The organism is Streptomyces sp. NPDC029466 (assembly GCF_055574515.1).
In genome coordinates this window covers 1-10,165 of the sequence record NZ_JBVHZH010000092.1, presented here as the reverse complement: position 1 = coordinate 10,165, position 10,165 = coordinate 1, and the positions used below count along the sequence as shown (strand labels likewise).

Annotated in this window: 10 protein-coding genes; 6 read left to right on the top strand and 4 right to left on the bottom strand. The window is 71.3% G+C overall.

Annotated elements, in window-relative coordinates:
• Positions 1-237: 237 nt before the first annotated feature.
• The 3 genes from ACZ4XD_RS36590 to ACZ4XD_RS36580 all read right to left on the bottom strand — a co-directional run bounded on the left by ACZ4XD_RS36590 (position 238) and on the right by ACZ4XD_RS36580 (position 3,007).
• Entirely contained in the window at positions 238-990 is a 753-nt protein-coding gene (locus ACZ4XD_RS36590) for an amino acid ABC transporter ATP-binding protein (RefSeq protein WP_388186595.1), read from the bottom strand.
• Positions 991-1,037: 47 nt separating this feature from the next.
• Positions 1,038-1,973: an amino acid ABC transporter permease gene (locus tag ACZ4XD_RS36585; RefSeq protein ID WP_468049781.1), complete on the bottom strand. Its 936-nt coding sequence runs from the start codon at positions 1,971-1,973 to the stop codon at positions 1,038-1,040.
• A 62-nt stretch (positions 1,974-2,035) separates the two neighbouring features.
• Positions 2,036-3,007 carry an ABC transporter substrate-binding protein gene (locus tag ACZ4XD_RS36580; RefSeq protein ID WP_432144637.1) on the bottom strand — a complete coding sequence of 324 codons (972 nt, stop codon included), beginning with the start codon at positions 3,005-3,007 and terminating at the stop codon, positions 2,036-2,038.
• A 530-nt stretch (positions 3,008-3,537) separates the two neighbouring features.
• Between ACZ4XD_RS36580 and ACZ4XD_RS36575 the strand changes: the two genes are divergently transcribed.
• The 5 genes from ACZ4XD_RS36575 (at position 3,538) to ACZ4XD_RS36555 (ending at position 7,467) form a co-directional block, all read left to right on the top strand.
• The gene (locus tag ACZ4XD_RS36575; RefSeq protein WP_468049778.1) at positions 3,538-4,761 is read left to right on the top strand and encodes an NAD(P)-dependent malic enzyme; all 1,224 of its coding nucleotides are present in this window, start codon (positions 3,538-3,540) and stop codon (positions 4,759-4,761) included.
• Between the two features lie 160 nt (positions 4,762-4,921).
• Positions 4,922-5,884: a zinc-binding dehydrogenase gene (locus tag ACZ4XD_RS36570; protein WP_468049776.1), complete on the top strand. Its 963-nt coding sequence runs from the start codon at positions 4,922-4,924 to the stop codon at positions 5,882-5,884.
• A 43-nt stretch (positions 5,885-5,927) separates the two neighbouring features.
• On the top strand, positions 5,928-6,548 hold the full coding sequence (locus tag ACZ4XD_RS36565; RefSeq protein WP_468049774.1) for a HutD/Ves family protein: 621 nt from the start codon (positions 5,928-5,930) through the stop codon (positions 6,546-6,548).
• A 146-nt stretch (positions 6,549-6,694) separates the two neighbouring features.
• Positions 6,695-6,904: a helix-turn-helix domain-containing protein gene (locus ACZ4XD_RS36560; RefSeq protein WP_018087470.1), complete on the top strand. Its 210-nt coding sequence runs from the start codon at positions 6,695-6,697 to the stop codon at positions 6,902-6,904.
• Complete coding sequence (locus ACZ4XD_RS36555) at positions 6,904-7,467, top strand: Clp protease N-terminal domain-containing protein (protein ID WP_468049772.1); 564 nt, start codon at positions 6,904-6,906, stop codon at positions 7,465-7,467. Before ACZ4XD_RS36560 ends, ACZ4XD_RS36555 begins: the two co-directional genes overlap by 1 nt.
• A gap of 120 nt (positions 7,468-7,587) precedes the next feature.
• Here the strand turns inward: ACZ4XD_RS36555 and ACZ4XD_RS36550 are convergent, their stop codons facing one another.
• A complete protein-coding gene (locus tag ACZ4XD_RS36550; protein ID WP_468049770.1) occupies positions 7,588-8,469 on the bottom strand; it encodes an SCO6745 family protein in 882 nt (293 codons plus the stop codon).
• A gap of 362 nt (positions 8,470-8,831) precedes the next feature.
• On the opposite strand from ACZ4XD_RS36550, the gene ACZ4XD_RS36545 reads away from it, so the two are divergent.
• The gene (locus tag ACZ4XD_RS36545; protein WP_468049768.1) at positions 8,832-10,004 is read left to right on the top strand and encodes a serine hydrolase domain-containing protein; all 1,173 of its coding nucleotides are present in this window, start codon (positions 8,832-8,834) and stop codon (positions 10,002-10,004) included.
• The last annotated feature ends 161 nt before the right edge of the window (positions 10,005-10,165 follow it).

The following is a 10,165-nucleotide window of genomic DNA, read 5'->3' as shown; positions in this document are numbered from 1 at the left end:
CACCCTTTCCGCTTTAAAGTTCGCCCTTGCCTCCCCCCCCCCCCCCCCCCCCACCCCCTCCCCCCCCCCCCCCCCCCCCCCCCCCCCCCCCCCCCCCCCCCCCCCCCCCCCCCCCCCCCCCCCCCCCCCCCCCCCCCCCCCCCCCGCTCCGTTGCGGGGGCGTCCGGCGGTGCCTGTCGCACCCGCCGGACCACCCCTTACGGCAATGACGGCCTCACGTCCGCGGAAGCGGCCGCCCTACAGCACCTTGGACAGGAACGACTTCGTCCGCTCGTGCTGCGGGTTGCCGAGGACCTCGCGCGGGTGGCCGGATTCGACCACCACACCGTCGTCCATGAAGACCAGCGAGTCGCCGACCTCCCGGGCGAAGCCCATCTCATGGGTCACGACGATCATCGTCATACCGTCCGCTGCCAGGTCCTTCATGACGTCCAGGACGTCACCGACCAGCTCCGGGTCGAGGGCCGAGGTCGGCTCGTCGAAGAGCATCAGCTTCGGCTCCATCGCCAGCGCACGGGCGATGGCGACGCGCTGCTGCTGGCCGCCGGAGAGCTGCGAGGGGTAGTTCCCCGCCTTGTCGGCCAGGCCGACCCGGTCCAGGAGCTTGACCGCCCGCTCCCGCGCCGCGGCCTTGGACTCGCCCTTGACCTGGATCGGCGCCTCCATGACGTTCTCGATCGCGGTCATGTGCGGGAAGAGGTTGAAGCGCTGGAAGACCATGCCGATGTCCCGGCGGCGGGCGGCGACCTCCTTGTCGCGCAGCTCGTAGAGCTTGCCGTTGTGCTCGCGGTAGCCGACGAGTTCGCCGTCGACGGACAGCCGCCCGGCGTTCACCTTCTCCAGGTGGTTGATGCAGCGCAGGAACGTCGACTTGCCGGAGCCGGACGGGCCGATCAGGCAGAAGACCTCCCGGGGCGCGACCTCCAGGTCGATGCCCTTGAGGATGTGGGCCGCGCCGAAGGACTTGTGGACGCCCTCCGCCTTGACCATCGGGCCGCCGCTGGTGCCGGCGGCCTTGCTCGTCGTGATCTTGCTGGTCATCCCATACCTCCGGGGCGGTTGAAGCCGCCGGACAGCTTTGCCTTGGCGCGCTGGAGCGGAGTGAGCGGAAGCTGGCGGCTGGAGCCACGGGCGTAGTAGCGCTCCAGGTAGTACTGGCCGATGCTGAGCACCGTGGTGGCGATGAGGTACCAGGCGGCGGCGAGGATCAGCATCTCGACCACGACGCCGGAGTCCCGCCCGACGTTCTGCGCAGCCTGCAGCAAATCGTAGTACTGGACGGCGATGACCAGCGAGGAGGTCTTCAGCATGTTGATGACCTCGTTGCCGGTCGGCGGCACGATCACCCGCATCGCCTGCGGCACGATGATCCGGCGCAGCGTCTTGGCGTGGCTCATGCCCAGCGCGTGCGCCGCCTCGGTCTGACCCTCGTCGACGGCGTTGAGGCCGGCCCGGCAGATCTCCGCCATGTACGCCGCCTCGTTGAGGCCCAGGCCCAGCAGCGCGCACAGGAACGGGGTCATGAAGTCCGACCACTCGTCCTTGTAGATCGGCATGATGTCGATGTACTGGAAGACGAGGCCCAGGTTGAACCAGAGGAACAGCTGGACATAGACCGGCGTGCCGCGGAAGAACCAGACGTAGAACCAGGCGACCGTCGAGGTGACCGGATTCTTGGACTGGCGCATCACGGCCAGGATGACGCCGCCCACGATGCCGATGATCATCGAGAGCACGGTGATCAGCAGGGTGTTCCGCAGGCCCTTGAGGATGTCCGCGTTGAACATGTACTGGGGAATGGCGTCCCAGTTGACGTCCGCGGTGGCGAAGGCCCTGCCGAGCAGTGCGACCAGGGCGATGACGACGATCGCCGCCACCCAGCGTCCGTAATGGCGTACCGGGATGGCTTTGAGGGACTGGGGCGGCGGAGCATCTGCCGGCGGCTGGGCCGACTTGTCGACGTCAACTGACACGGGTGTTGCCTTTCAGCATTCGGCGGGAGGTGCGCGGAGCAAAGGGGGCGGCGTTCGGCGGCTCAGCCGCCATTGAGCTGCACCTTCTTGACCGCGGCGTCCTTGACGTCCCACTTGTCCAGGACCTTGGCGTACGAGCCGTTCTTGATCGCGCGTTCCACGGCGGCCTTCAGCGCGTCACGCAGCTTTTCCTGGCCCTTGGGGACCGCGATGCCGTACGGGGCCGCCTTCAGCGGCGCGCCGCCGACCATCTGGAAGTCCTTGCCGCCTCCGGAGACCTTCACCGCGTACGCCGCGACCGGGTAGTCGCTGGAGACGGCGTCCACACCGCCGGTACGCAGCCGGGTCTGGGCCTCGGAGTCGTTGTCGAACGCCTCGATCGAGATCGGCTCGGAATCGTTGGACTCACAGGCCTTCGACTTGTCCTTGGCCAGGTCGTGCGAGACCGTGCCACGCTGCACCGCGATCTTCTTGCCGCACAGCGTTTCCCAGCCGTCGACGCCGTTGGTCTTGCCCTTGCGGGTGTAGAGCGAGACACCGACGTTGAGGTAGTCGATGAAGTCGACGCCCTTGCCGATCTTCTTGCCGGTGTTGCTGTCGATGCCCTCCTGGCGCTCCTTGGTGTCCGTCATCGCCGACATCGCGATGTCGTAGCGCTTGGACTTCAGGCCGCCCATGAGGGTGTCGAAGGTGGCGTTGTTGAAGTTGAGCTTGATGCCCAGCTCCTTGCTCATCGCCGCCGCGAGATCCGGGTCGATGCCCTCGATCTTGCCGTTGGAGCGGAACTCGACCGGCTTGTAGGTGATGTCCGAGCCGACCTGGAGGAAGCCCTTTTCCTGGACGTCCTTGGGCAGCGTCTTGAACAGCGGGGCATTGACGTTGCGGCTCTTCTTCGCCTCACGCTTGGCGATGGCCTCGTTCGTCTGGTCGCCGCAGGCGCTGAGCAACAGCAGCGAGGCGGCGACCGCGGTCGCTGCGGCCACGGCTGTACGAGACCTGCCGGCGGCCGTGCGACGGGTGGTGCTTGCGGTCATGCTGAGCCTCCTGCGGATGGAGAAGCCGACGTGACAAAAGGGCCGGGGCACACCTTCGGGCGTCGCGACCTCGGTTGGTGACGGAATCCTGCCATCCGGACTCCGGTATTCGGACTGTCGTTCAGGTCAAAATCGGATAACGGACGGGGACGCCGGGCCGGCGGCCAGCTGCCGCACGGGAGCTTGCCCGCCGGTGAACCGCCCGGTACGGGCAGGTGCGCTCCGGGCATCTCGGAATCCGGACGGTACAGAGCGGGCTCTTCTGAGTTTTTTGTGTATTTCGCCGTTATTGTCGGAGCTCTGAACCCGAGAGTAATGAATCTGACTCGTCGGGGCTCGCGCCCGTCAGGTAGAAAGGTGCGTTACACCCCTCATCCGGGGCTCAGGGCGCGTGTGCGGCGCGCCCGGCGTCCGTACCTCCCCCCGTGCGGCAGGTATCTGCCGAGCAGGGCACGGACGCGGTGCCCGCCCACCCCTCAACCAGGGAGTGGCCACCCTCAGCAGATTTACGAATAAAAGGGGTAAGACAAGTGGCAGCGGAGATCGTCAATCCTCGCAGCGACAGCAAGAGCGGTACGGACGCGGACGGCGCGCCCGACGACGCCTTCGATCCGGCGTTCGCGCTGCATCGCGGCGGCAAGATGGCCATTCAGGCGACCGTGCCGGTCCGGGACAAGGACGACCTGTCCCTCGCCTACACACCGGGTGTCGCCAAGGTGTGCAGCGCCATCGCCGAGCAGCCCGAGCTGGTGCACGACTACACCTGGAAGTCCCAGGTCGTCGCTGTGGTCACGGACGGCACCGCGGTGCTGGGCCTGGGCGACATCGGCCCGGAGGCCTCCCTCCCCGTGATGGAGGGCAAGGCCATCCTCTTCAAGCAGTTCGGCGGCGTCGACGCGGTGCCGATCGCGCTCGGCACCACCGACACCGACGAGATCATCGAGACCGTCGTCCGGATGGCGCCCTCCTTCGGCGGTGTCAACCTGGAGGACATCTCGGCGCCGCGGTGCTTCGAGATCGAGCGCCGGCTCCAGGAGCGGCTGGACATCCCGGTCTTCCACGACGACCAGCACGGCACCGCCGTGGTCACCCTGGCCGCGCTGCGCAACGCCGCCAAGCTCACGGACCGTTCGCTCGGTCAGCTGCGGGCGGTCATCTCGGGCGCGGGTGCGGCCGGTGTCGCCATCGCCAAGATCCTGATCGAGGCGGGCATCGGAGACGTCGCGGTGTGCGACCGCAAGGGCATCGTCTCCGCCGACCGCGCCGACCTCACGGACGTCAAGCGCGAGGTGGCCGGCTTCACGAACAAGGGCCGGCTGACCGGTTCGCTGGAGGACGCGCTGGACGGTGCCGATGTCTTCATCGGGGTCTCCGGCGGCACGGTGCCGGAGGAGGCGGTGGCGAAGATGGCGAAGGACTCGCTGATCTTCGCGATGGCCAACCCGACCCCGGAGATCCACCCGGACATCGCGCACAAGTACGCGGCCGTGGTCGCCACCGGGCGCAGCGACTACCCGAACCAGATCAACAACGTGCTGGCCTTCCCGGGCATCTTCGCCGGCGCCATGCAGGTGCGGGCCTCGCAGATCACCGAGGGCATGAAGCTCGCCGCCGCCGAGGCGCTGGCCGCCGTGGTCGCCGATGAGCTCAGCGCCGAGCGGGTCATCCCCTCGCCGTTCGACGAGCGGGTCGCCCCGGCCGTCACCGCCGCCGTCGCGGCCGCCGCCCGCGCCGAGGGCGTGGCACGCCGCTGACCGCGCCCCCGCCCGGGGCGCACGACGACGGGCCGGGCCCGCACCTCTCAGGGGTGCGGGCCCGGCTGTGTCGTGATGGCGGTGTGCGGCCGGGCCGACGCGGTGCGTGTCACACCCCTGCGCGGTACCGCAGCGCCCGGCCGCGGCCTACGTTGGGATCATGTTTGCTGCCTATGCCGCCCGCATCGACCGTGACCAGCCGCTGAACGGCCTCGAATTGGGGGAGCGCCCGGCCCCTGACGTACGCCCCGGCTGGACGACCGTCAACGTCAAGGCCGCCTCGCTGAACCACCACGACCTGTGGTCGCTGCGCGGGGTGGGGATCACGGACGAGGCGCTGCCGATGATCCTCGGCTGCGATGCCGCCGGTATCGACGAGGACGGCAACGAGGTCGTCCTGCACTCCGTCATCGGGCAGACCGGCCACGGCGTCGGCCCCAAGGAGAAGCCCTCCATCCTCACCGAGCGCTACCAGGGCACGTTCGCTGAGCAGGTCACCGTCCCCTCCTGGAACGTGCTGCCCAAGCCGAAGGAGCTGTCCTTCGCGGAGGCCGCCTGTCTGCCGACCGCCTGGCTGACCGCGTACCGGATGCTGTTCACCAACGGGGGCGTACGGCCCGGGGACAGCGTCCTGGTGCAGGGCGCCGGCGGCGGCGTGGCGACCGCGGCCATCGTGCTGGGCGCCGCGGCCGGGCTGCGGGTCTTCGCCACCAGCCGGGACGAGGCCAAGCGCAAGCGCGCCCTGGAGCTGGGCGCCGAGGCGGTGTTCGCCAGCGGTGAGCGGCTGCCGCAGCGGGTGGACGCGGTGATCGAGACGGTCGGCGCCGCCACCTGGTCGCACTCCGTCAAGTCGCTGCGCCCCGGCGGCACCCTGGTCATCTCCGGCGCCACCAGCGGCTTCACCCCGAAGAGCGGGGAGCTCAACCGGATCTTCTTCCTGGAGCTGAAGGTCGTCGGCTCCACGATGGGCAGCAAGGAGGAGCTGGCGTCGCTGCTCAGCTTCTGCGCGGCCAAGGGCATCCGGCCGGTCATCGACTCGACGCTGCCGCTGGACCGGGCGCGCGAGGGGTTCAGCAAGATGGCGCAGGGCGAGCTGTTCGGCAAGATCGTGCTGACCGTCTGACGGCCTGACGGGCCGCCACCACTTCACCGGAAGGCTGCGCGACGTGCGGATCCTGCGGGCGGCGGGCCGCCCCGCCATGCCGTGGAGCAACGGCGGCGGGGTGACCCGGGAGGTCGCCGTCCACCCGCCGGGCGCCGGCTGGGACACCTTCGCCTGGCGGGTCAGCCTGGCGGATGTCACCCGGGACGGGCCGTACTCACCGCTGCCCGGCGTCCGGCGGATCCTCACCGTCGCCGACGGGGCCGGACTGGAGCTGACGGTGGACGGCACCACCCGGCTCCTGACGGACTGCTGCCGCCCGTTTGCCTTCCCCGGCGGGGCGGAGACCGGCTCCCGGCTGCTGGGCGCCCCCGTCGTGAACCTCAATGTGATGCTGCGGGAGGGGCGGGCGGACGCGACGGTGGAGCGGGTGCGGGGGCGCCGGGTGGTGGCGCCGGTCCGGCGGCCGGCCGGCGGTGGTGCCGAGGGCCCGGAGGCCGTACTGATCGTGGCCGTCGAGGGGGAGACCCGGGTCCGGACGGCCGGCGAACCGGAGGTGCGGCTGGCGCGGTTCGACGCGGCGCTGCTGGCGGGACCGGACGCGGCGCCGGTCGAGATGCGGACGGACGGCACCGCGGCGCTGATCGCCCTGTCCGCCGCTGACCCGGCCCGTCCCGAGGGCTGATCCTTACGGGCCTGAGGGCTGAGCTCCCCGGACCCGAGGGGCGAACCTCCCCGGAAATCTCTCAAGTGTGCTTGCTCTGGGCCGAGTTGCGCCCGGCATGTCAACGATGGTTGACGCTCTCGTATTGTCAACGTACATTGACATCCATGACCGAAGCAACGGATCTCGCCGAGCGGGCCGGCGATCGGGACCCCAGGGTCGGGCTCCGCGCCGTGGCCGCGCTCCGCCGGCTGCTGGAGCAGCTCGAAGCCGTACAGGTGCGCAGCGCCCGTGCGCAGGGCTGGTCGTGGCAGGAGATCGCGGCGGAGCTGGGAGTCAGCAGGCAAGCGGTGCACAAGAAGCACGGGAGGCGCTGATGTTCGAGAAGTTCACGGCCGGGGCGCGTGCGGTGGTGCGGGGTGCGGTGGAGCAGGCGGACCGTACGGGGAGCGCTGCGATCGGCGAACCGGAGCTGCTGCTTGCGCTGCTGGAGCGTACGGATTCCCCGGCCGCCGGGGTGCTCGCGGCCCTCGGTGCCCATGAGCGGCGGGAGTCGGTGGCGGACGCCCTCGCGCAGGTGCGCCGGCGCGGCGGGGTGTCGACGGCCGACGCGGCGGCGCTGGCCGGGATGGGGATCGATATCGACGCGATCGTGGCGCGGGTGGAGGAGGCCCACGGGGTCGGCGCGCTGGCCTCCGGCGGGACCGCCGGGCGCCGGAAGCGGGTGCGCCGGCCGTTCAGCGCGGAGGCCAAGGCCGTATTGGAGCGCGCCCTGCGGATCGCGGTCGGCCGGGGTGAGCGGTCACTCGGCGAGGAACATCTGCTGCTCGCGCTGACCGCCGGGCCCGGACCGGCCGGGGCGGTGCTCGCCGACCACGGGGTGACGCACGATGCGGTGGTGCGGTTGCTGGACGGGACGCGGGGCCGGCGCGCGAGTTGAGCCGGCGGGCGGTCCCGGGGGTGAAGGGCCGTCTCGGGTGAGGGGGCCGCCTCGGGTGATGGGGCCGCCTCGTCACCGTCCGGCGGTACGGGCCGTTGTGAGAACCCTGCGGGCCCGCCCCTACGGGTGGCCGACCTTCACCTTCCCGATGCCCAGGGTGCTGTGCCGGGGGAGATAGCCCGCCTCGAAGACCGCGCAGAGGAGCGGGGTGAGCAGCTGCGCCAGCCGTTCGGCGCGGGAGTGGCCCAGCGCCCGCCACGGTCCGGCCGCCAGCCGGTCGGTGGTCCGCTCGATCGCCTCCCGCTCCTGGTGGGCGCGGTCGGTCGCGGTGCCGTCCGGGGCGATCCAGCCACGGGCGGCGAGGCGGTGCCGGGCATCGCTCCACTCCTGTGCGCTCCAGCCGCGCCCCACGAAATCGGCGGCCGGCGCGGCACCGATCGCGGCGAACGACACCAGGGCCTCGCACGGATCGAGTTCGCAGGTCAGCAGGGCCGCCAGATGGCCGTCGCCGCGGTGTTCGCGCAGCACGGTCGCGGCCTGCCACAGCACCAGATGGGGCGCGTCCGGCCAGGGCAGATCGCGGTTGGCGGCGGCCAGCGGGCGGGCGGCGGAACCGGCGTTCTCGGCGGCCTGGCGGGCGAGTCCGGCCGCCTCGGTGAGCTGGGCGGTGGTCAGCCGGCCGTCGACGAGGGCGGTCAGTGCCCGGTCCATCGCCACCAGCCGGGCGTCCAGCACCTTGGCCGGTTCCGCGACGGTCCAGATCCGGGGGAGGTACCGGGTGATCATCCGCGGGCTGAAGGTGTAGTACGTCGCGGCGACCAGCTCGGGCCCGGCGGCGCCCAGCGGAGCCGTACGCCAGGCGAAATAGCTGGGCCAGCGGGAGGCGACCTCATGGCCGAGGCCGGCGGCGGCCTGGCGTGCCTCGGGGGCGAAGTACAGGATGGCGTGCAGTGGCTCCAGCAGGTGCCACATCCGGCGGGCGACCGCAAGGTATTCCGACATCGCTTTCCCTCATGGCCTTCACGATGCGTGCGCAGACGGGAGACGTGGACCGTGGTCCGGAACACGGCCGTCGGCCCGCGGAATCGGGCAGCTGGGGCTCCCTGGAACCCGGTGCCGGACGAAAAGCCGTGCGAAGTAGTGACTTCCCCGATTACGCCGCGTGAATCCAGACCGCAGATGGCAACTGTGGGTAACAGAAGCCCGGTTGAGGGAAATCCGGTTCCGGTCGCCATGGGCCCGGGGGCCCACCCTCCCCTCGGGTAACGGAAATTCGGTCGAACCCGGGCAGCCGCCCACGTACGGTGTCCCGGCCGCGGTCCACGGGGGGCCGGGGGAGTACGACGTGAGGAAGCGAGCGGCAGATGCCACAGCACGGATGGGCAGACGAGGGCTTCGGGGCCGTCGCGGACGCCTTCGCCCGGAATTACGCCGAGGGCCGTGAACTCGGCTCCGCCGTGGCCGTGTTCGCCGACGGGCGCAAGGTCGTCGACCTGTGGGGCGGGACCGCCGACGACCGGACCGGGCGGGCCTGGGACGAGGACACCGTCCTGCCCGTCATGTCCGTGGCCAAGGGCCTGCTCGGCGTCTGCGCCCATCTGCTCGCCCAGCAGGGGACGTGGGACCTCGACGCCCCGGTGGCCGACTACTGGCCGGAGTTCGCCCAGCGGGGCAAGGAGGCGGTCACCACCCGGATGGTGCTCGCCAACACCGCCGGAATCCCGCTCGCCGAAAGGCAGTTGACCTTCGAGGAGCTGACCCGGTGGACGCCGGTGATCCGGGCCCTGGAGGAGCAGCCGGTGCTGTACGAGCCCGGCTCCGCGTACGAGTACCACGCGCACGCCTTCGGTTTCATCGTCGGCGAGCTGATCCGGCGGCTGACCGGCCGTACGCCCGGCAGGTACTTCCGCGAGGCCATCGGCGACGCGCTGGGGCTGCGGACCTGGATCGGGATGCCGCGGGCGGAGGTTCCGCGGCTGGCCCGGCTCGCCGAGGCCGAGGGGCGCTCCCCGTTGCCGAGCGCCGACCTGCTGCCCATGCGGGCCCTGACGATGAACGGTGTGCTGCCCTTCCCCGGTCTCGACGATCCGCACGGCTACAACTCGCCCGCCCTGCTGACCGCCGAATTCCCCGGCGCGGGCGCGGTCTCGTCCGCGCGGGGGCTGGCGGCCCTGTACGCGGCGGTCGCGACCGGTGTGGACGGTGCGCCGCGGCTGCTCGGCGCCGACACCGTGACCGACGCGGTCCGGCAGCTGTCGGGCGGTGCTTCCTGGTCGGGGCTGCCGGACCTCGGCGCCCGCTGGGGCAGCGGCTTCCTCGTCGACTCGCCGTTCCGCCGGCTGCTCGGTACGCGCTCCTTCGGCAACAGCGGCGCGGGCGGTCAATTCGCCTTCGGTGACGACGAGTTCGGCGTCGGCTTCGCCTATACCGCCAATCTGATGGGCGCCGGTGACGACCCGCGGGTCGACCGGCTCATCGGCGCGGTGCGGACCTGCGTCGGGGCGCCGGAGCCGGCGGAGGCCGCAGCCGGAAGCTGACCGGACGGCCGCTGCGGAGAGCTGACCCGACGGCTGCGGGGGGGGGGGGGGGCCCCCGGGGGGTCGCCCCACCCCCGGGGCGTACAGGCCTCCTCCCTCCGGACCCGCCCCCGGGGGCCAGCTGTTCGGGGAGGTGTGGGGAGCGCGCCTTTTCGGGGGGC

Excerpts from the sequence above, each read along its gene's own strand:
- ACZ4XD_RS36545 (WP_468049768.1), top strand. The coding sequence starts at position 8,832 with ATGCCACAGCACGGATGGGCAGACGAGGGCTTCGGGGCCGTCGCGGAC.
- ACZ4XD_RS36555 (WP_468049772.1), top strand. The coding sequence starts at position 6,904 with ATGTTCGAGAAGTTCACGGCCGGGGCGCGTGCGGTGGTGCGGGGTGCG.
- ACZ4XD_RS36560 (WP_018087470.1), top strand. The coding sequence starts at position 6,695 with ATGACCGAAGCAACGGATCTCGCCGAGCGGGCCGGCGATCGGGACCCC.
- ACZ4XD_RS36550 (WP_468049770.1), bottom strand. The coding sequence starts at position 8,469 with ATGTCGGAATACCTTGCGGTCGCCCGCCGGATGTGGCACCTGCTGGAG.
- ACZ4XD_RS36590 (WP_388186595.1), bottom strand. The coding sequence starts at position 990 with ATGGTCAAGGCGGAGGGCGTCCACAAGTCCTTCGGCGCGGCCCACATC.
- ACZ4XD_RS36580 (WP_432144637.1), bottom strand. The coding sequence starts at position 3,007 with ATGACCGCAAGCACCACCCGTCGCACGGCCGCCGGCAGGTCTCGTACA.
- ACZ4XD_RS36570 (WP_468049776.1), top strand. The coding sequence starts at position 4,922 with ATGTTTGCTGCCTATGCCGCCCGCATCGACCGTGACCAGCCGCTGAAC.